Consider the following 20,465-nt stretch of genomic DNA (forward strand, 5'->3'; position numbering starts at 1 on the left):
TAATTTAATTGTCAGTTATTAATTGTTGCTTATTGATTACTAACTAATAGCTACTAATCATTCATTACTTTCCAAATCCAAATCCTCCACCTCGACTAGAAGGACGCCCTATACTACCATTACGCAAATTACCACCCCAATAATTAACTATTGGACCATGATAACGATTATAAGCTTTTTGATGCCTCATTACTTCAATTTGAGTAGCAGATCCTTTAGGTGTTAAGACCACAATATAATCTTCATATAACATAAAATTCTTCCCAGAAGAGTCTACACGTACATCATAAGGATTTTTCAAATCTCTTACTTTCCTAAAAGTGCTATTAACACTTTGAGATGAATTATAAATCGCCATACCATTAGCTTTAGCATCTAGTTTAAAGCTATCATCAATTCTCTTGGCAATACTTGCACTAGGAAATAAAGCCATACCAATCACAACCATAATTATTAATGTAATAACCCCAATTGTAAAAGTTTCATTAAACACAAGATATCACTCCTTTATTTAGTTTTGATAAAATTTTATTAAAAGTCGTAGATAAGGAAAAATAGTCAAACAACTATAGACAAGATATATAGACCTAAAAACTAAATTTAGCTATAAGATCAAGTTTTTATAAAACCAAAATAATTATATTAAATATTCATTAAAAATTAAAATATTCTAACACTATTATCTTCAAAAGTTCAATTTGGCTAGTAATCAAATCGAATTACATATAACTAAAATAAGTAACTATACTTCATCTATAGATCAATTCTATCTATATTATCTAATTAACGTGAAAGAAGGAGCTAAAATAAATTATTCTAGCTCCTATACTAGTATTTTTATGATAATTTTATTATTTTTTATCCATTTCAGCTTTTAACTTAGCTAACTCATCATCTACAGAACCACTTTTATTTAATTCTTCAAACTCAGATTCTAGGTCATCCTTCTCTATTTCATCATATAATTCATTGCTCGCCTCTGCTCTAGCCTTCATCTTATCAACCTTAGATGACAATCTATCCAGATCTTCTGCAGCACTTGACTTACCTAAACCACTTAAAGTCTCGTTAATTTCAGTAGTTGCTTTAGCATTTTCAGCTTCAGCGATCAATTGATCTTGTTTATCTTCAGCCTCTTCAATTCTTGCTCGCAAATCTTCTAACTTCTTCTTATGTAAATCAGCAGTTTTTCTTCTAGCTTTAGCCTGTTCTTTATACTTATTGTAATTTGTCTCAGCCGTTTGTTTCTTCTCTAAAGCTTTACGTGCTAAATCTTCTTTACTAGCTTCTAAAGCTTGCTTAGCACGATTAGTCCAATGTTCCATCTCTTCTTTAGCATCATCACGCTTAGCTTCTACCTCTTTAACTAAAGTAATTGATTTATTTACTGCACTCTTAGCTTGACGATATTCATCCTTCATCTTTCTAATCTCTTCTTTAACAACAACTTCAATATTCTTATCTTCCCATTTATCAACAGCCTCATTTGCCTTTCCACTTACTATAGTCTTAATACGATCAAATAATCCCATTTTAACTCCTCCTATACTCTTATTAATAGTAAAATTTTAAAAAATAACTACTATGTACTATTTACCTGGATAATACTCTAATAGACTCTTTTTAACCTCTTGACCTATACTAATTTCTAACTCATTAACCCACTTCTCTACAGAAACCTGCTCACCATTGCTTGCTTCATAATCCCAATACCTAATCCTTTGGCCAGTCTTGGCTCCTACCTGACCTTCAACCATAATATTAGCATTTCCTTCTTCGATCAAAGAATATGCTTGATTATTAAAAGTTATTTTATTTGGAATTTTTTCTTGCAACTTAGAATAAAGTTCATCTCCTGAATCTAATTTTTTAAATAGCCCTACCTCTAATTCATCATCTTCTTCAGCAGATAGCCATAAATTATTTTTCCCATCAGAAATATGATAATCATACCATTTATAGCCACCTTCTTCATAATATATCTTTCCTATAACCTTATATTCTATTAAGTCATACTCTACAATGTCTCCTATTTGTAGATTAAGAGGTGTTCGAGCTACAATCTTATCTTCTTTTTCTTCCTTTGATTTAAAAAAATCAAAAAAACCCACTTTAAATCCCTCCTTTATATATAATCATCCAACTTTAGAATAAAACCTAAATATCTCTTTATAGATAGAGATTACGACAGTTTTAGCTGCTGGCTGTTGGCTACTAGCCGCTGGCTTAGAGCTTATAAAAACAATAATAATAGCTAGAGGCTAACAGCTAAAAGCTAGTAGCAAAAGCATCTCAATATATCCATTAAATTTCACTTTAAACTTGAATATCTATAAGTCCAAATTCTACTTTATTATCTATATTATTATTGAAATATCTTTTGAATAACTTTTGTAAGTAGCTGACAAAAGGTAAATAATAGAAAGCTTTCTTTTTATTATTCTATCTCACTATTATAACTCCTTCTTTTGGATGACTTAAAGTGAATAAATTCTTATCCGCTTTCTAGATTATTTTGTTCCTAGTTATTTTATTTTATACAAATTATATTAACATAAAAATTGATATAACTGTTAAAACTAAAAGAAGCATAAGCTAAATTTAATCATTTTGCAAGGAGGAAAAGAGCCATATGAAAAAACAATATAAGTTAATGGTAGCAGCCTTTGCTACAGTTCCTTTTTTGATGGTTTTAGGAAATTCTATGTTAATTCCTGAATTCCCTAAAATTAAATCTTCCCTAAATATTAGTCAATTTCAAGTTGGATTGATGATAACTCTTTTTTCCGCTTCAGCAGGATTAGCTATCCCTATTCTAGGCTATTTATCAGATAGATATGGACGAAAAAAAATTATTATTCCCTCCTTAATCACTTATGGAATCGGAGGAGTAATTTCAGGACTAGCAGCTGCAATGCTTAAAGATAAAGGATATTATATTATTCTAGCTGGCCGTATTGTTCAAGGGATAGGAGCAGCAGGTACTTATCCAATTGTAATAGCTTTAGTTGGGGATATATTCCAATCTAATGAAAGAAGTTCTGCCTTAGGTACTATTGAAGCTGCTAATGGTTTAGGAAAAGTTATGAGTCCGCTATTAGGAGCAGCAGTAGCACTAATCTCTTGGTATGCTATCTTCTTCTCTTATGCTATCTTAACTATTCATATTACTTTAGCTATATTCTTTATTATCAAAGAACCAGAAGGTAATACCAAAGAACAGAAATTAAAAGATTATATTAATGAGATTAAAAAGATCTTTAGTGAAAAAGGAGCTTCTTTATTTTTTAGTCTTTTAGCAGGAATAACTGTCCTTTTTCTTCTTTTTGGAGTATTATCCCATATTTCTGATATTCTTGAAAGTAAATATCATATTAAAGGCTTAAAAAAAGGATTATTGATTTCACTTCCTATACTTCTAATGTCTACAAGTTCTTATCTTTCAGGCTTATATCTTAAGAAGCAAGGAAAAAACTTTAAAAAAGTAATGGCACTAGGACTATTAATAGATTGTATTTCTTTGGCTATCCTACCTTTTTTAGATGGCTTAACTCTTTATCTAGTCTTACTTGCTTTTTTAGGAGTGGGAAATGGAATAGTATTACCTGCTTTAAATACTCTAGTTACTAGTGCTGCTGGTAGTGGACAAAGAGGAGGTATAACCTCCATTTATGGTAGTGTGCGATTTCTAGGAGTTGCCGCTGGACCTCCTATCTTTAGTTTACTCAATGAAATTAGTAAGACAGTAATGTTTTTAACTGCCTCAGCAATAGCTTTAATTGTATCTATTTTAGCTTATCTATTAATTAAAGAAGAAATCTTATTATCTAAAGGCACAGATAAAGGTTAATTATCTCTGCCTTTATCTTTTTTCTTTAGTTTATCCTTTTTATTTATATCTAAATATCTACTTATATAATAGCTATAATTATCGAATATCTTAAAATTCGATTTAGTTGGATGCCTTTTAATAAGCCAAAATAATAATAAAACTAATATAGTCCAAATCCAAAACATTATAATCACCTCCTAATTAATAACTAAAGAATATAAATGGTAAAAAATAGCAGTTAAGCCTGCTGCTAATAATGGGCCTACAGGTACTCCACCAAAAAAAACAATACCTATAATTGAACCAAATAGCATCCCAATAATTAACTGTGGCTCTTCATCTAACAATCCTATTCCTGCTCCAACAACTTTAGTAGCTAATATCCCACTAATCAAAGCAAAAAAGGATAAAATTGATTTGTAGCTCTTAATAATCTCTTTAATTGATAAACTCTCATCTATGAGAGGAACTAATACTGATAAAAGTAAAAATACCAAGCCAATCTTTAAGCCTAAGTTATCTAATATGACCAATGCATTATCTAACTTAGTTAGCTTTAAAAAGAACAAAATTATACTTGCTATAACTAATAAATCTGATTTAGATAATAAGCCTATTGAAAAAATTATAAAAAGAAAGATATAGCCTGTTTTCATTCAACCAACCCCTTATCTCTATCGCCTAATTATTAAAAGTTTATGCTCTATAATCAAATAATAGAATAAGTCTATAATCTAATTAAAACTACCAGAACAATTAGATTGTCTTATCTTTGAGAGTTATTACTTTTCAATCTATTAAAAACTTATAAATCACTTTACTTCCCTAGCCTTTTATGCTCCTCATAATTAGAAGAAGATATTTTACCATCTGATATCGATTTTAAAATAACTTATAATATTTTCAAATAAATATTATAGTTTTTAACACTCTACTCATTAGTTCACTAGCTTTAATCAAAGAATTTATTCACTATATTCCCAATATAATTTAAAATCTAAATTCAATTAAATTGCTAGTAAATAATCCTTTTTTTACATGGTGGTAATTAATCCCATGTAATTTTTTATCAAAAAATACATTGACATCCTTTTGGCAGATGTCTTATAATTAACTAAAGTTATATTTTTCCTTTAAATTCTATAAAAAGGATTGTTTTGGTTTTGTTATTTTTATTTCTTGTGATGGAAATATCATCAAATTTTACTTCTTATAAAAATTAAAATTCAGGAGGTAAAAAAGACAAATACAATATAAAGGAGGTGATACTATATACTGAATATTATTTTTTATAGATTTAAGGGTTTAAAGATTTAAAGTAAAATAAGAAAACAGGAGGAGAATTATGAAAAAAAATACATATTTAATGTTGATAATGATGGTTGCGATGGTTTTATGTTCAGGCTTTTATTCTTTGGAAGTTAACGCTTATGGTACAATAGATTCAAATGATTATGTAGAAGGACAATTGGTAATCTCCCTTCAGGAACCTGCCGAATTTTCAATACAAAACACTGACATTATAGCTCTAAGTCAAATCTCTACTATGGAGCAAAATAACTTTAAAGTAATTGATTCTATTTTACCTGCTCAAAACAATTATGAAGATGAATTTAAAGCAAAAGTAATTAAGAATATGGGATTTGTCTACCTTGTAGAATATTCAACTGCAATTGACTCTATAGATCAAGCAATAAAAGAGTTAGAAGGATCTTTAAAAAATAGTGGCTTAAAGATTAGATTTATTGAACCAAATTATAAATATAAGTTTATAAATACTGTTAGCGATAAGAAAGAATTTACTCCTACTAGTATGCATAATAATCAAAAATGGAATTATGAGATGATAAAAGCTCCTAAAGCCTGGGAAATAACCACAGGTTCTCAAGCTGTTAAAGTGGCAATTTTAGATTCAGGAATTGATCCAGATCATATTAACTTAGAAAATATCTTGGATAAAAACTTAAGAAAAAACTTTAGTAGTGGACCAGATGAAGATTTAGTTGGTCATGGTACTCATGTTGGTGGTACAGTAGCAAGTTATGGTGAAGTTTCTGGTGTTATGCAGGATGTTAGTCTGATTAGTGTGAAAGTAGGTTGTACTAGCGGTCCTGAAGAATTTGCAATTATAAAAGGATTAACATATGCAGCAGAGATTGATGCTGATGTAGTTAATATGTCTTTTAGTGGTCCTTACAATCAAGGAATAGAAGAAGCAGCTACACTTGCTTATAACGATGGTACAATCCTTGTAGCTGCCGCCGGAAATAGCAATAGTTCTAATATTAGATATCCAGCAGCTTATCCTAATATAATTGCCGTGGGTGCAGTGGATTCCACTAGGGAAAAAGCACCTTTTTCTAACTATGGTGAAAAATTAGAGCTTATGGCTCCTGGAGTAGATATCTATAGTACTATCCCTGATGATTTATATGCTTTAAAATCAGGAACATCTATGTCATCGCCACATGTTGTAGGAGTGGCAGGATTGATGAGAGCTGTTAATCCAGATATCACTCCAGAAGAGGCTAGAGAAATCTTAAAAAATACAGCTCAAGAAGCTGGTGATAAATATTATTATGGTTATGGCATTGTAGATGCTTATGAAGCAGTAAAAGCGTCTAAAGATCTCAATACTCCTCAATCAAACTATGAGCAGGTATACTTCAGAGGTACACCAAATTCCTGGGATACAACTGCAATGGAGCTTGTAGATGATTATACTTGGGAAACAACAATTACTTTTACTGATAATAGTAGATTTAAATTTGATATTTATGGAGATTGGAGTTTGAACTTTGGTGATAATGAACCACGAGACGGATATGCTGATCAAAATGGAGCAGATATCTATGTATATGATGGCGGAACCTATAAGCTAACTTTCAATGACAATACAAAACAATATAGCTTAAGCAAAAATCAAATTAAAAGTTCAGCTACAATATCATATACAATTAATACAGGATCTCTTGAAGAACTACTATACTCTAAAATAAAGTTAAAGAAAGATGGAGTATATTATGGAGAATATATCATAGGAAATAATTCTAACGCTATAGCTAGAACAATAATAAATGATTTACCAGTAGGAAATTATGAAGCTATTTTAGATTTAGTAAAAGAAGGTTATAAGTATACAGGAAATGTAGCTTTTAACATCACAGCAGGTGGCCAAATATTAGAAGAGAATATGGCAGTCACTAAAGAAGAATACCAAAATTATCAAAGTAACTACGATCAAGTCTACTTTAGAGGTACTCCAAACTCTTGGGATAATCAAGCAATGGAACTTGTAGCAGACCATACATGGGAAACTACAGTTACTTTTGCAGCCAATAGTAGATTTAAATTTGATATCTACGGAGATTGGAGTTTGAACTTTGGGGATAATAATAAAGATGGATATGCCGACCAAGATGGAGATGATATCTATGTCTATGATGCAGGTACCTATAAAGTAACCTTCTATGATGATACAAAACAATATATTTTGGTAAAACAATAATTATTGATTTTACAAATCAAGTAAATTATAAAGTTAAGATTTAAGAAAAAGCTTAGTCTTGAAAATTCAAGACTAAGCTTTTGTCATTAAAAATATATATTAGATTAATATCTACTTTAGTAATCTAATTAAATTTCACCTACCCTTGATTAAAAGCTTAAATTATTTTTAATAATAAATTTCATTGTTGAATTACTAATATTAATCTATTCACCAATTTTTTTAAGAATAGAAAATTAGATAATGTGATTTTTATCACGAAAGCTATTGACAAGCTTTTGCCTAATACCTTATAATGGAATCAAAGTTATATTTTACCTTTAATTTCCATAGAAAGGAGGATATTTGATATTTTTGGTTATTTTGTTGGAGGAATTGGCACTAGCTTTTAAAACCATAAGTAGATAAGTATTTTATAAGGAGGAGTTAATAATGAAAAAATTACATATTTATTTAATTATCTTGTTGTTAGTAACATTCTTTTCAATTAATGTTTTTGCATCTTCTGAGTGGGTATCTCTAGATAAAACCAATGATAGTACTTCTAAAAATCCTCAAATCGAAAGTAAATTAATAAAAGATCCAGATAATCAAGCAAATACTAACTACACTATTAATATTAAATTATCAGGCTTTTTTTAAACTTTAAAAGAAGTAGAAAATGAAGAATTTTCTCTAATCAATATTCCCAGTTGGGAAACTCAAACAGAAGCAGGTAAACCAGCAATCCCTATCCAGCAATTAATGTTTAAAATCCCAGATAACACAACCCCAGAAGTTAGTATAGTTAATAAAACTGAAAAAACTTTTAATAATATAAATATCTTCCCTACTCAACCCTTCCCTTCAGATGAAGTCGGTAACTATAGTAATCCTCCCTTTACTAAAGATGAAGTCACTTATAATAGTGATAAATTTTTCCCTAAAAGTAATATCTTTAATACATCAATTGTTTGGATGAGAAATCATAAGGTTTTAGTTGTAGATATTGCTCCAATTAGAGTAAATACTGCCAAGAAACTATTAGTTGTTAATCCAAGCCTTGAATTAAAGATAACATTAAAAGAAAACCTTGATAGTAATTCATCTTCTGACTCAAAAGATGAATTAAAAAGTCTAGAATATGATCAATCAATGAGTTCAATGATTAATGGATTTAATAATTTCCAAGATTCAATTGATACTCTTCAAAACAATAATAATTTAAGCAAATATTTAATTTTAATGGATGATCAGTTTGCAGAAAATAATACTTTAAATCAATTTATCACTTGGAAGAAAGAAACAGGTAATAATGTAAGAGTAATCAAAACATCTCAAGTACCTGCAGCTATTACAGGTGCACCAACCCATGAGGAAGTTCTCTCTTATTTAAGAGGTTTATCAGATCAAGAGTATCCTGAATATCTCTTACTTATTGGTGATGAAGATGAGGAAAATGGAGTAGCAGCCAAAAGCTTTAGTACTTTAAACGGTGGCTATACTGACTTATATCTATCTTGTCGTACAGATACAGACTATATACCTGATTTATTTATTGGAAGATTGCCTGCATCTACTAACGAAGAATTAACATCTATGCTTAGTAAAGTATTAGAAATGGAAAAAAATCCACCTAAAAGTCCGATGTATGATAAGATTCTTGTAGCTGGTCAAATACAAGATCGCGATCACAATAATAAGGCAGATCGTTTATTCTGCGAAACCGCTGATGCAATTGCCACATATTTTGAAAATGACTTAGATGGTTTTGATTATACAGTTAGCAGGGCTATTGTTAATCCAAATAATATAACTTCTACTGGTACATTTAATAATTATTCATCATGGGGGATACTATGGAAAAATTCTAATGATGAAGATGCAACACTTGGTTCACGCATCTATAATACTTTCTCTTCTAACTCTGATGCAAGATATAAAATTAATCAAAATATAAATCAAGGTGTAGCTATAGTACAGCATCGAGATCATGGTGGAAGAACTCTTTGGGGAGACCCACGCTATACTTCTTATGATGTTAAAAATCTAGAAAATGGAAGTAATAGACCATTATTATTATCATTCAACTGTCTAACTGGTAGTTATTTCTATTCAAATAACTTTGTTGATGCCTGGTTAAATCATAATAATGGTGGGGCCTATGCAGCTATTGCTGCTACCGATGTTAGTTTTTCTGGACCTAATGATTGGTTTACTCATGGAATTTACTCAGCCTTTTTGCCAAGTTATAGAGACTTTATAAATACCTCTACAAATCCAGACTGGTATAACTCATTACCAGAACCTAACTTTGCTCAAGAAGGAAATTCTAAGAAGCTTGGTCAAATTATAAACTTCGGTAAAAATTATGTTTATCAAGTATATGGTGGTAGCAATTCAGCAAAATATGTCTATCAATTATTCCATCTATTTGGAGATCCTGAAGCATATATTCAATTACACAACCCAGAAAAATTAACTATAAGCCATCCTACTACTACTACAGATTCTACAGTTACAGTTACTACAGGTGAGGATAATCTTAAAGTAACATTATATAGCGAAAAATTAGGAATTCACCAAAGCAAGCTGAGTTCTGATGGTAGTGCTACTTTTAATATAAACCCATCTACGGAAGGAATAATAAATGTTACAGTTACAGGTTATGGTAAGCGACCATATAAAGGAACAATAAACTTCGCTTCAAACTCAAGTACTAAATCAAATTATGATCAAGTCTATTTTAGAGGTACACCAAATTCCTGGGATACAACTGCAATGAAACTTGTAGACGATTATACTTGGGAAACAACGGTTACTTTTACTGATAATAGTAGATTTAAATTTGATATTTATGGAGATTGGAGTTTAAATTTCGGAGATAATGATAATGATGGCTATGGAGATGAAAATGGATCAGATATCTACGTTTATGATGCAGGAACTTATAAGGTAACTTTCAATGACAATACAAAACAATATACCTTAAGCAAAAATCAAATTAAAAGTTCAGCTACAATATCATATACAATTAATACAGGATCTCTTGAAGAAATACTATACTCTAAAATAAAGTTAAAGAAAGATGGAGTATATTATGGAGAATATATCATAGGAAATAATTCTAACGCTATAGCTAGAACAATAATAAATGATTTACCAGTAGGAAATTATGAAGCTATTTTAGATTTAGTAAAAGAAGGTTATAAGTATACAGGAAATGTAGCTTTTAACATCACAGCAGGTGGCCAAATATTAGAAGAGAATATGGCAGTCACTAAAGAAGAATACCAAAATTATCAAAGTAACTACGATCAAGTCTACTTTAGAGGTACTCCAAACTCTTGGGATAATCAAGCAATGGAACTTGTAGCAGACCATACATGGGAAACTACAGTTACTTTTGCAGCCAATAGTAGATTTAAATTTGATATCTACGGAGATTGGAGTTTGAACTTTGGGGATAATAATAAAGATGGATATGCCGACCAAGATGGAGATGATATCTACGTTTATGATGCAGGTACCTATAAAGTAACCTTCTATGATGATACAAAACAATATGTTTTAACAAAACAATAAAGTGACTTCTTAGTTTCAAAGTGAGCTTATGCCAAGTCGATTCGGTAGTACCAGGATCAACATTGCGTAATTAAAATTGAAAAAGCAGTGTTAGAGTCGCTTAGATATCGGATAAATTATTGCTTTTTAAAATCAAATAATCTAAATAAACTTACACATATCCAATTAAAGTATAACTTATGAATCTAAGAATTTTATTGTTATTAGAAAAGATTCTCCTTCCAGTAAAAATTGAAATAAATAAAAGCTTAGTATGGGATATCCCATACTAAGCTTTTATTTTGCCTTTATTGTATATTGGAACAATATCCATTTTTTCAGAAGTTAAAATATAATCTATATCAACTTCTCTTCCTAATTTAATAAGATTCTTTCCACTCTTTGATGATTTAATTACACTCGCCAGATTATCCTTGTTTTGTAAATAGGTATTGTAAGCTACCAAAGCTCTATCACTTAACTCTATCCCACCATAGTTCAGCAAAATACTTATAGCTTTTCCAGCAGTGATAAAATCATCTAAAGCAAACTCCCCTCTAGTTCCTGCACAACAAAATACAATATCATTTTTTTCCTTCAAATAATTAATTATTGCCTTCAAATTTAATAATGAAAATACTATAACCTCTTGAGCTAAACCTAATCTTACAAAACATTTGGTTCCATTAGTAGTAGTTAAAATAATTTTTCTATTTTCTACTACATCTTTGCTATAGTCTAAAGGAGAATTTCCTAAATCAAATCCTTCCACCTTAATTCCATCTCTCTCTCCTGTTAATAAACAATTATCCTCTTTAGTTGCTAAATCTTTGGCCTCTTCTATATTAACTACTGGTATAACCTTTTTAGCCCCATTAGCTAAAGCTGTTACAATCGTACTTGTTGCTCTTAAAGTATCAATTACAATTGCAGTCTTACCCTTTATTTCACCTTCTTTAATTCTATCTGCAGAAAAAATCACATCTATTTTCATCAAATCACACTCCAACTTATTGATATTGTAATTACAATTAGATTTTTTATTATTCTTAGTAGTAATATGCTTCAATACTAAACTTTGTGATCAAAGATAATATTAATTACAAGAAAAGTATAAAGCTTAAGATATATTTAAAGATTAAAAATGACTATTCATCCCAAGAATATTTTCTCAAAAAGATTACCTTCAAAATATCGTGATATAAGAAATCAATTCTTAGTAACACTATATACCATTAATCATTATCTTGCAACTATTAAAGATCCATTTCAATAATTGTATCTGAATTATGTTTAATATCTAAGGTTCTTTTAAATGTATCTCCGCGCAACCCAGTTCTTAATGACTCTAAAGCTATAATATCTCCAGAATTAATGTTACCTAAATTAACATTGTTACCTAACATATTAATAAAATAAACCTGTTGTTTTTTTAAAGGGGCTTCCCAGATAATATCTGTTGGGTGAGGCGCTTCTAATAATAATTTTTTGAGTTTGAACTCATCAGCTTCTCCACTATCATCATAAATAGAAACACCTTTTCCCGATTCTCGAGCCTCAATAATCACCTTATATGCTCCATCTGCTATATCTCTTTTTAACTGTTTAATCATTTGATGAGTTTTAAATTCTTCTTCCTTATCTTTCTTTCCAATTTCAGTAAAGACTTTAAAACCTAAATTTTTGGCTTTTTTTATAATTATACTTCTTAAATTAGAGGTTAAATCTATTGTCCCATCAGAAACTTCTATTGCAGTAAACCCTAAATCTTTAGCCTTATATAAATATTCTTCCCACTTATCTTGAACAATTGCTACTTCTAAAAATGTACCACCTGGATAAATATCTAATCCATATCCTCTAACAAGATCTATCTTCTTTTGCAGTAATTTTTTAGGATATAAAGCTGATGTACCAAAACTTAGCTTTAAAAAATCAATATAATCTGCTGCTATTTCAAGTAAATCCTCTGTTTGATAGATCCCAAGTCCTTTATCTAAGACCATAGTTAATCCATTTCTTCGTGGTTTATCTTCTCGACCTACTAAAGGAAATTCAATATCTAAATCCCATCCATTCTTAAATGATCTATCCATTATATCACACCTTTATCTTTTATTTTTATTATCTAACTTTAGATAGTTAAAGATTTAACAATCTAAAGTTTCTTAAACAACATTATTTAAATAAAAATCTATTCTAAATAAAATAATTTACAATTTCATTCCTATAAAGATTAATGTAACCCCAAGAATAATAACCGACATTTGTAATAAGGAAAACTTTCCTGCTAATCCAATCAAACCTAGACTAGTTACCAAAATCATTACAGTAGGACCCACTAATGCCAAGAATGAATTAATTTGAAAGGCAGTTTCCCTAGAATTGAATTTAAACATTAATAATGCCGCTGTAAATTCAATCATTCCAGAGATAAATCTAATCATTGACATCCCTAGGACAATCCTATCTTTTATAATGAACATTTTAATCCTCCATATTATATATTTAATTAATATATGTATACTCAAGAAAAAAAGAAAATATGAAATCCAAAAAATAAAAAAGCCAGATACTAAGTATCTGACAAAAATAATAACTACAGCTTAACAACTCTAAAGTAAAACTTAAAGTTGATAAAGCGACAATTTCGGCGCTGGGAAATAGAGATAAATTTTAGAAAAAACTAGCTCCTAATAACTAAAGCCAAAAAAACGTTGGATATCTAATGAACCCTAGACATCCTTCTATTAAATTTCAACTTATCTTATACTTTGCTACTACAAGTCCAATCTCTTCATAACTAACATCATCATCTAATTTCTCTTTAATAGTTTTTAGTTTTTCATAGCCTACCTCTTCTATAGCTTGAATTATCTTTATTTTATTATTTTGAGATATAAACTTGTCTAAATCAACTTTTCTACCATCTTCTATCAACCTAATTAAATGATCTACTATAGTACCAACAGCTAAATCTCTTTTCTTAGCTATCTCTTCTAAAGACAATCCTTGTTGGTATAATAAGAAAGTCTCATTATAAGTAGAACTTAAATAACTGCCTTTTTTCTCTTTTAAAAGAGGATATAAATTCAAAAATTCATTTATTTCTTTCAAAAATTTTTCGCCGTAACGGTTATATATCACAGGACCAAAACCATTTACTCTTAAAATCTGCTCTTTATTCTGTGGCAATCTAACTACAAGCTCTTCTAAGGTCTTGTCATGAGCAATCATAAAGGGAGGCTTAGATTCTAATTGAGCTAAATTACTTCGCAATTTTTTTAATTTAGATAGCAACTTTGTTCTTGCCTTAGTAGTTAAATTATTTACTTCTTTTGCTTCTAATTTTAAATCCCAATTTAAATTATATGGTTGATGTAATATCTTATATCCAGCCTTACTAATCTTAACTGTAGGATATCTTCCCTTCTCTTGAATAAGATACCCAGAGTTAATTAGTTCTTTTATTATTTTAATAACCTCATCATAAGTATAATCATTTATAATAGCATAAGTAGATACTTTATCTAAACCTCTATTTAGGATTTTTTTAGACTTTGATCCTAATAATACCTTAACAACTGTAGTAATTCCAAATCTACCACCTAATTTAATCACACAACTTAGTATCTTTTGTACTACTATACCTAATTCTTTAGTTATTACCATCTTCTGCATAGATTCATTACAATTATCACAGCCAGGGCAATATCTTAACCCATCTTCATCTCCAAAATAATTAAGAATATAATTATGGCGGCATTGACTAGTTTCAATATAACCTTTTAATTCTATTAATTTATTATATTTATTCTCTTTTAGCTTATAAAGTTTATAATAATCAATATCTAAAGATTTAGGGTCTACCCGCTCTAAGATCTTAAAGCTTATCTCTCCATCTTTTCCCTTAATCCTCTTTAAATATCCTTCTCTTCTCAATAATCGTAAAGAAGCCTCTAAAGATAATCTACTAGAGATCATATTTAAATTCATATACATATGATCTAAATTAACTAGAATTTCATCTTTATTCTCCCTTAAACAATAACTGTAAACCGATTCTACCACTCTTCTTTCTGGATAATCACTCTCAATAAAAAACTGTCTCAAATCAATATCATCTTGATGATATAACAAAATACATTTACTAGCATAACCATCTCTTCCCGCTCGTCCTGCTTCTTGATAATAAGCTTCTAAGGTACCTGGTAGTTCATAATGAATAACTAGCCTAATATTAGATTTATCTACTCCCATACCAAAAGCATTAGTAGCAACTACAACCTCTCTTTTACCTTTCATAAACAATTCTTGAGCCCGTTTTCTAGCTTTGGCATTCATACCACCATGGTAACCTATGACTGAAAATTTATCTTTCAATAACATTACTATCTCTTCTACTCTATTTCTAGTCCCTACATAAATAACAACTGGTAAAGAAGACCTCGTAACCATCTCTAGCAACTCTTTCTTTTTATCTGCTTCATTCTTAACATCTTTTACTTCTAAATATAGGTTTCTCCTATCAAATCCTTTTACTAATAGTTTGAAGTCTCTTAATTCTAATCCATTAATAATATCTTCCCTGACCTCAGGCGTAGCTGTGGCTGTTAATGCTATTAATCTAGGGTTATCTAATTTCTGTCTTATTACCCCTAGCTTCATATAACTCGGTCGAAAATCATGCCCCCACTCTGAAATACAATGAGCCTCATCTATTGCAAATAAGTCTACCTTAACTTTAGTAATTGTCTTTACAAAATTATCAGATTCAAAACGCTCAGGAGCGACATAAATGATATCATAGTAACCTTGCAATATTTTATTTAGCCTATTTCTCTGTTCTAGCAAAGTTAGTGAGCTGTTAATATAGGTTGCTTTGATCTTTCGCTTATTTAAACTATCTACTTGATCTTTCATCAAAGCTATTAAAGGAGAAACTACAATAACTAAACCTGATAGATATGTTGCAGGTAGCTGATAGCAAAGTGATTTCCCACTCCCTGTAGGTAAAATAGCCAAAATATCATTCCCAGCAAATAAATTCTCTAGGACTTCTTTTTGCCTAGGTCGTAGATTCTTATAACCAAAATATTTTTTTAAATTTCGATAAAGAACATCAGGTAAGACCATTGTTATTCCCCTTTTTTAAGATATTTATAAACTAAATAAATTATATCATCTAAGTTGATAGTATTCAATTTACTAAAAATTTAATAAAAATAAAAAGTCAAGTATAATAAATACTCGACTTAATTAAGCTAATTTATCTTTAATTGTAATAGTCTACTTATCTATTTTGGGAACAACAATTTTAATAATACCTTCTTCTATTTCAGTATCAGCCTCTTGAGCTTTAACTTTAATGGGTAAAGAAAGACTTTTTATTACATTAGTTCTATCTCTTGATTGAATTAAAATACTCTCTTCACTAATTAAAACTTCAGTATCTTCTAGATTGCTTTGTGGCATACTCACCTTAATATTTATTTTATCTTCTTCTTCATAAATATTAACTGAAGGATCTGCCATCTTACTATACTCAATTAGACTTTCATCAGTAAATTTATTAATCTGATCTCTTAAGGTATTAATTTCACTAAAAGGATACCAAGAATTTGCTTCCATTTAACTTCCTCCTTATCTATATTCTTTCCTTTATATAATAATCTATACAGTTATATTTAATTAAATCTAGAAGATCCTTTCTAATCTGATAGTAAGTAAATTTTATTTTTTCATTTCTACCATAATACACTCATCTACTATTGCATTTATTCCTAATTCATCACAATATTCTTCTGCTGTTTCAAAGTTAGATCCTGGTTGCATCCACACATACTTTATGCCTAATTTAGCACTTTGCTCTACTACTTGTTTAGCAATCTTTGGGGGAACAACAGTTACAACTACATCAATTGCTTTATCAACTTCTTCTAATTTACTATAGCATTTTACTCCATCTAACATTTCAATTTTTGGATTGATAGGATAAGTCTCTAATCCACGATCTTTTAAAAATTTGAAAACCTTATAACCAAACTTATCCTTATTTTCTGAAGCTCCAACTACTGCATATATCTTTTGATTTAAAGCTGATATCATATTATTCATCCATCTTCCTCCTCTTTTCTCTATCAAAAATAAGTAAGGCTAATTAATAGATTAAGCAATTTATAACAAGTTTGATATAGCAATAATTACAATTCTTGTAATGGTTATAAATCTAAAAAGATCTATTTTTATTATAATCTTTCATTTATTATTAGTATACTTAGCCTTCATAAAACTTATAATAATTAATAATAAAATAATTTTCTAAAAAGGTGAGAAAATATGAAGTTAAAATTATCAATTATCTTTTTTTTAATTTTATTCATATTCATAAATCCTGTATTTGCAAAAAATCAACAAGACGAAGAAAATAATATTTACTTTAATAAAGCAGAAGACCTCTATTTATTAGCTAAAATAATTCATGCTGAAGCAAGAGGGGAACCTTTTATTGGAAAAGTAGCTGTAGGAGCTGTTATTATTAATCGAGTTAACAGCAATAAATTCCCAAATGAAATCTTAGAAGTTATTCAAGAACCTTTAGCTTTTACAGCAGTTAATGATGGCCAATTTAATCTAGAACCAGATCATCAATCTTATCAAGCAGCTATTTTAGCATTACAAGGTAATGATCCTACAAATGATGCTCTGTTCTATTATAATCCAATCAAAACCACCTCTAACTGGATCTATAATAGGCCAGTTGTAGCTCAAATAGGAAAGCATATCTTTGCAAAATAATATACACTTATTATGGACAAATTAATTAAAATATATAAAGTAAAAGTTGGAAGTAGCTACTTCCAACTTTTACTTTATATATCCTGTTCCTTTAAGAAGAATACAAAGGCTTCAATACAATAATGAACACCAGAGATAACAGTTAATGGAATTGCAATAAATATAATATATTTGCCAAAAGAAAGATTGAGAATATAAGCAGCTGCAGTTATATATAATAAAAATGTCGCAGTCTTGCCAAATTTACTAGGACTTATAATATCTGCTTTATTAAAATAAACTAAAAATGAACCAAATAATATGATAGTCTCCCTAATTAAGATAATCAAAATAATCTCTAAAGGGATTAAATCCTTAATAGCTAAGGATATAAATACCGATATCATAGTTAATTTATCTGCTAATGGGTCTAATAATCTACCCAATTGTGAAACCTGATTATACTTCCTGGCTATATAACCATCTAATAAGTCAGTCAAAGCTGACACAACAAATATTATACCAGCAATTATAAGACCATTACTACTATTACTAAAAAAGAAGACCATAAAAATGGGTAGAAGTATAATTCGACTTAAAGTTAAGACATTAGCAGTGTTCATTTTTTATCCTCCCACAAACTTTTTCCATTCTTTATAAAATATATTTTAAAGAGATTAATAAAATAACTAAGTTATCTGCTTTTTAAAATTGATTTAAAAGAATAACTAATTACTTCTATGTTTATCTTCTTCAGATAAAAACTTTCCTCCTATCAACCTGCTATTGATTTGATTTAGATTATTATCATATTCTATCCTTAATTTAATACTTTGATAACAACCAGGACATACTAATTGTTTATTAATTAAATATTTCCAGTCCTCATCTCCATAATTAATTTGTAAATCATAGTTTTTTCTAAAGACTGAATTTATCTCTTCCTCACATTTATTACACCCTATAGCTATTTCAATTATATTATTACTATTCACTCTATTATTATTTAAATTGAATATCTCCTTTAGCTTAGATAATAGCCCCATCTTATTTCACCTCAAAGATTAATACTTAATTGCAAATCTAATATGATCTCCTGTAGCCTCAATCCACTCAGATTCAAATTTTTCAATTTCAGCACCAGAAGGACCAACCTTTAAAAATTCAATTAATTCTTTTAAATCATCTTCTTTTCCCTCTGCTACTAACTCAACTTTATTACCTGCAGTATTTCTAATATAACCTGTAATTCCCAACTGAGTAGCTCTTTTATGAGTATTTGCTCTATAACCAACTCCCTGAATCCTACCCTTCACAGCAGCTTTTATTGCTTTAAGATCTTTATTAGACATCAAATTCCTCCTATTATTTTAAATGATCATAACCAATTTTACATACTTAGATACTTCTACAATATAACACTAACTATATAATAAAATAATTTCACCTTCTATTATACATTTCTCTAAAAAAACATCTTTCCCTTTATATTGATAAAAAAATTTGATATAATTATTGATTTGTTTTGATAATTAATCCAAAAATACTTCTTCTACATAATTATCATTGATTTTTTTATTCAAATTTATACATCAAAACCTAATTTCAACAACTACTACGATTAAATAATTAAAAACCAGTTGGTCTATTAATAGACCAACTGGTTTTTAATTTTGAGTTAAAATAACTAGTATTTAAATTAAGTATTTATCTAAATTAAAATTTATAACATAAGCTGTAACAATAATAATTTATCCTAATAATTTATTTAATGTTTCTTTAACTTTTTCTGGTTTAATAGGCTTTACTATAAAGTCTTTAGCTCCCGCTTCAATAGCCTCTAATACCATAGGCTTTTGCCCCATAGCACTACATACAACAATTTTAGCATTAGGGTCAACTTCGATAATACCTTTAGTAGCTTCAATTCCGTCCATACCAGGCATTGTAATATCCATAGTTACTAGATCTGGTTTTAACTCTTTATATTTTTGAATTGCTACCTCTCCATTTTCAGCAGTCCCTACTACTTCGTATCCATTTTCTTCAACTATCTTAGCTAGCATTGTTCTCATGAAATTAGCATCATCAGTAATTAAAATTCTTTTTGCCATTCTCTACCCCTCCTAAAATTATTTATGCAAAATACTAAATTATTTTTTTAATTGTTAGTATCTTTACCTACTTACTTCTTTATAGACATATATATTTTATTATATTAAGAAAGAAAAATCAAGATTAAGCTAGGAAATTAATTAACTATAATCAAACTTTAATTAACTTTCTTCATTCAAAACATCATCTACAATACTCAAATAATCTAAAAAAATTAACCCTCTACTTCTTATCTTATATCTATCCTTAGCAATCATATCATAGGGAATACTTTTCCTACCTCCCGATAACATATTCGTCCAAAATTCATCCAATATTTCAAAAGGCAAATAATAACTCTCATCTAAATTAGTAAACTGAATGATCAAAAAAGAAATACCTCCACTTTCTGACCAATTTTTTAGATAATAATACTGATGTTCTTTGACATTACTCAAGTCAAAGCGTGTATTTACACTAGTTTCCTTAGCATCAAAAGCAATGGAAACTCCTTGAAAAACACCAATATAATCTACAGTTGATTTCTTATCATAGAACCCATTAGTAATTCTTCCAGTCCTGTTATTAACATTCAACACCTTAACTGGAGTTGGTATCTTTTGAATTACCGCTATTTGTTGCAAAGAATATTGTTTATTAGATTCTTCAATCATTTGTTCTAATAGTTGTCCTCGACCACCATAATACACT

At 29.1% G+C, this 20,465-nt stretch carries 21 protein-coding genes; 5 read left to right on the top strand and 16 right to left on the bottom strand.

The window, feature by feature from the left end:
* Positions 1-64 precede the first annotated feature (64 nt).
* The 3 genes from OREMA_RS16910 to OREMA_RS0100795 all read right to left on the bottom strand — a co-directional run bounded on the left by OREMA_RS16910 (position 65) and on the right by OREMA_RS0100795 (position 2,111).
* On the bottom strand, positions 65-493 hold the full coding sequence (locus OREMA_RS16910; RefSeq protein ID WP_018247376.1) for a DUF4247 domain-containing protein: 429 nt from the start codon (positions 491-493) through the stop codon (positions 65-67).
* A gap of 358 nt (positions 494-851) precedes the next feature.
* Positions 852-1,532 (bottom strand): PspA/IM30 family protein, encoded by a 681-nt coding sequence (locus tag OREMA_RS0100790; RefSeq protein WP_018247377.1) that lies wholly within the window; start codon positions 1,530-1,532, stop codon positions 852-854.
* 57 nt (positions 1,533-1,589) lie between these two features.
* Positions 1,590-2,111: a DUF4178 domain-containing protein gene (locus OREMA_RS0100795; RefSeq protein ID WP_018247378.1), complete on the bottom strand. Its 522-nt coding sequence runs from the start codon at positions 2,109-2,111 to the stop codon at positions 1,590-1,592.
* A gap of 521 nt (positions 2,112-2,632) precedes the next feature.
* On the opposite strand from OREMA_RS0100795, the gene OREMA_RS0100800 reads away from it, so the two are divergent.
* A complete protein-coding gene (locus tag OREMA_RS0100800) occupies positions 2,633-3,850 on the top strand; it encodes an MFS transporter (protein WP_018247379.1) in 1,218 nt (405 codons plus the stop codon).
* Here OREMA_RS0100800 and OREMA_RS18760 read toward each other — a convergent pair.
* Positions 3,847-4,017 carry a hypothetical protein gene (locus OREMA_RS18760; protein ID WP_018247380.1) on the bottom strand — a complete coding sequence of 57 codons (171 nt, stop codon included), beginning with the start codon at positions 4,015-4,017 and terminating at the stop codon, positions 3,847-3,849. The two genes, OREMA_RS0100800 and OREMA_RS18760, sit on opposite strands and share 4 nt — an antisense overlap.
* 12 nt (positions 4,018-4,029) lie before the next feature.
* Positions 4,030-4,488 carry a DUF441 domain-containing protein gene (locus OREMA_RS0100810; RefSeq protein WP_018247381.1) on the bottom strand — a complete coding sequence of 153 codons (459 nt, stop codon included), beginning with the start codon at positions 4,486-4,488 and terminating at the stop codon, positions 4,030-4,032.
* Between the two features lie 689 nt (positions 4,489-5,177).
* On the opposite strand from OREMA_RS0100810, the gene OREMA_RS18090 reads away from it, so the two are divergent.
* The 3 genes from OREMA_RS18090 (at position 5,178) to OREMA_RS0100825 (ending at position 10,904) form a co-directional block, all read left to right on the top strand.
* Positions 5,178-7,340, top strand: a complete 2,163-nt coding sequence (locus OREMA_RS18090; protein ID WP_018247382.1) for a S8 family serine peptidase — start codon at positions 5,178-5,180, stop codon at positions 7,338-7,340.
* A gap of 432 nt (positions 7,341-7,772) precedes the next feature.
* The gene (locus OREMA_RS0100820; RefSeq protein WP_018247383.1) at positions 7,773-7,982 is read left to right on the top strand and encodes a hypothetical protein; all 210 of its coding nucleotides are present in this window, start codon (positions 7,773-7,775) and stop codon (positions 7,980-7,982) included.
* Positions 7,983-8,018: 36 nt separating this feature from the next.
* Positions 8,019-10,904 carry a C25 family cysteine peptidase gene (locus OREMA_RS0100825; RefSeq protein ID WP_276324727.1) on the top strand — a complete coding sequence of 962 codons (2,886 nt, stop codon included), beginning with the start codon at positions 8,019-8,021 and terminating at the stop codon, positions 10,902-10,904.
* A gap of 268 nt (positions 10,905-11,172) precedes the next feature.
* Here the strand turns inward: OREMA_RS0100825 and OREMA_RS0100830 are convergent, their stop codons facing one another.
* The 6 genes from OREMA_RS0100830 to OREMA_RS0100855 form a co-directional block, all read right to left on the bottom strand.
* Positions 11,173-11,877, bottom strand: a complete 705-nt coding sequence (locus OREMA_RS0100830) for a 2-phosphosulfolactate phosphatase (RefSeq protein ID WP_018247385.1) — start codon at positions 11,875-11,877, stop codon at positions 11,173-11,175.
* A gap of 262 nt (positions 11,878-12,139) precedes the next feature.
* Positions 12,140-12,979 carry a phosphosulfolactate synthase gene (comA, locus tag OREMA_RS0100835; RefSeq protein WP_018247386.1) on the bottom strand — a complete coding sequence of 280 codons (840 nt, stop codon included), beginning with the start codon at positions 12,977-12,979 and terminating at the stop codon, positions 12,140-12,142.
* A 117-nt stretch (positions 12,980-13,096) separates the two neighbouring features.
* On the bottom strand, positions 13,097-13,369 hold the full coding sequence (locus OREMA_RS0100840; RefSeq protein ID WP_018247387.1) for a YqhV family protein: 273 nt from the start codon (positions 13,367-13,369) through the stop codon (positions 13,097-13,099).
* Positions 13,370-13,640: 271 nt separating this feature from the next.
* On the bottom strand, positions 13,641-16,019 hold the full coding sequence (locus tag OREMA_RS18095; protein ID WP_018247388.1) for a RecQ family ATP-dependent DNA helicase: 2,379 nt from the start codon (positions 16,017-16,019) through the stop codon (positions 13,641-13,643).
* 153 nt (positions 16,020-16,172) lie between these two features.
* Positions 16,173-16,514: an Hsp20/alpha crystallin family protein gene (locus OREMA_RS0100850; RefSeq protein WP_018247389.1), complete on the bottom strand. Its 342-nt coding sequence runs from the start codon at positions 16,512-16,514 to the stop codon at positions 16,173-16,175.
* A gap of 102 nt (positions 16,515-16,616) precedes the next feature.
* On the bottom strand, positions 16,617-17,000 hold the full coding sequence (locus OREMA_RS0100855) for a CoA-binding protein (RefSeq protein ID WP_018247390.1): 384 nt from the start codon (positions 16,998-17,000) through the stop codon (positions 16,617-16,619).
* A 222-nt stretch (positions 17,001-17,222) separates the two neighbouring features.
* Here OREMA_RS0100855 and OREMA_RS16925 point away from each other — a divergent pair, with 222 nt between their 5' ends.
* Positions 17,223-17,681, top strand: a complete 459-nt coding sequence (locus OREMA_RS16925; RefSeq protein WP_018247391.1) for a cell wall hydrolase — start codon at positions 17,223-17,225, stop codon at positions 17,679-17,681.
* A gap of 74 nt (positions 17,682-17,755) precedes the next feature.
* Here the strand turns inward: OREMA_RS16925 and pgsA are convergent, their stop codons facing one another.
* From pgsA to recU, 5 genes are all read right to left on the bottom strand, one after another.
* Positions 17,756-18,283, bottom strand: a complete 528-nt coding sequence (gene pgsA, locus OREMA_RS0100865) for a CDP-diacylglycerol--glycerol-3-phosphate 3-phosphatidyltransferase (RefSeq protein ID WP_018247392.1) — start codon at positions 18,281-18,283, stop codon at positions 17,756-17,758.
* Between the two features lie 105 nt (positions 18,284-18,388).
* On the bottom strand, positions 18,389-18,706 hold the full coding sequence (locus OREMA_RS0100870) for a hypothetical protein (protein ID WP_018247393.1): 318 nt from the start codon (positions 18,704-18,706) through the stop codon (positions 18,389-18,391).
* Between the two features lie 18 nt (positions 18,707-18,724).
* Positions 18,725-19,012, bottom strand: a complete 288-nt coding sequence (locus OREMA_RS0100875) for an acylphosphatase (RefSeq protein ID WP_018247394.1) — start codon at positions 19,010-19,012, stop codon at positions 18,725-18,727.
* Positions 19,013-19,411: 399 nt separating this feature from the next.
* Entirely contained in the window at positions 19,412-19,774 is a 363-nt protein-coding gene (locus tag OREMA_RS0100880; protein WP_018247395.1) for a response regulator, read from the bottom strand.
* Between the two features lie 162 nt (positions 19,775-19,936).
* A complete protein-coding gene (gene recU / locus OREMA_RS0100885) occupies positions 19,937-20,464 on the bottom strand; it encodes a Holliday junction resolvase RecU (protein ID WP_018247396.1) in 528 nt (175 codons plus the stop codon).
* Position 20,465 lies beyond the last annotated feature (1 nt).

This window comes from Orenia marismortui DSM 5156, from assembly GCF_000379025.1.
Classification (GTDB): Bacteria; Bacillota; Halanaerobiia; order Halobacteroidales; family Halobacteroidaceae; genus Orenia; species Orenia marismortui.

Excerpts from the sequence above, each read along its gene's own strand:
- OREMA_RS0100790 (WP_018247377.1), bottom strand. The coding sequence starts at position 1,532 with ATGGGATTATTTGATCGTATTAAGACTATAGTAAGTGGAAAGGCAAAT.
- OREMA_RS0100800 (WP_018247379.1), top strand. The coding sequence starts at position 2,633 with ATGAAAAAACAATATAAGTTAATGGTAGCAGCCTTTGCTACAGTTCCT.
- OREMA_RS18760 (WP_018247380.1), bottom strand. The coding sequence starts at position 4,017 with ATGTTTTGGATTTGGACTATATTAGTTTTATTATTATTTTGGCTTATT.
- OREMA_RS0100810 (WP_018247381.1), bottom strand. The coding sequence starts at position 4,488 with ATGAAAACAGGCTATATCTTTCTTTTTATAATTTTTTCAATAGGCTTA.
- OREMA_RS18090 (WP_018247382.1), top strand. The coding sequence starts at position 5,178 with ATGAAAAAAAATACATATTTAATGTTGATAATGATGGTTGCGATGGTT.
- OREMA_RS0100820 (WP_018247383.1), top strand. The coding sequence starts at position 7,773 with ATGAAAAAATTACATATTTATTTAATTATCTTGTTGTTAGTAACATTC.
- OREMA_RS0100830 (WP_018247385.1), bottom strand. The coding sequence starts at position 11,877 with ATGAAAATAGATGTGATTTTTTCTGCAGATAGAATTAAAGAAGGTGAA.
- comA (WP_018247386.1), bottom strand. The coding sequence starts at position 12,979 with ATGGATAGATCATTTAAGAATGGATGGGATTTAGATATTGAATTTCCT.
- OREMA_RS0100840 (WP_018247387.1), bottom strand. The coding sequence starts at position 13,369 with ATGTTCATTATAAAAGATAGGATTGTCCTAGGGATGTCAATGATTAGA.
- OREMA_RS18095 (WP_018247388.1), bottom strand. The coding sequence starts at position 16,019 with ATGGTCTTACCTGATGTTCTTTATCGAAATTTAAAAAAATATTTTGGT.
- OREMA_RS0100850 (WP_018247389.1), bottom strand. The coding sequence starts at position 16,514 with ATGGAAGCAAATTCTTGGTATCCTTTTAGTGAAATTAATACCTTAAGA.
- OREMA_RS0100855 (WP_018247390.1), bottom strand. The coding sequence starts at position 17,000 with ATGAATAATATGATATCAGCTTTAAATCAAAAGATATATGCAGTAGTT.
- OREMA_RS16925 (WP_018247391.1), top strand. The coding sequence starts at position 17,223 with ATGAAGTTAAAATTATCAATTATCTTTTTTTTAATTTTATTCATATTC.
- pgsA (WP_018247392.1), bottom strand. The coding sequence starts at position 18,283 with ATGAACACTGCTAATGTCTTAACTTTAAGTCGAATTATACTTCTACCC.
- OREMA_RS0100870 (WP_018247393.1), bottom strand. The coding sequence starts at position 18,706 with ATGGGGCTATTATCTAAGCTAAAGGAGATATTCAATTTAAATAATAAT.
- OREMA_RS0100875 (WP_018247394.1), bottom strand. The coding sequence starts at position 19,012 with ATGTCTAATAAAGATCTTAAAGCAATAAAAGCTGCTGTGAAGGGTAGG.
- OREMA_RS0100880 (WP_018247395.1), bottom strand. The coding sequence starts at position 19,774 with ATGGCAAAAAGAATTTTAATTACTGATGATGCTAATTTCATGAGAACA.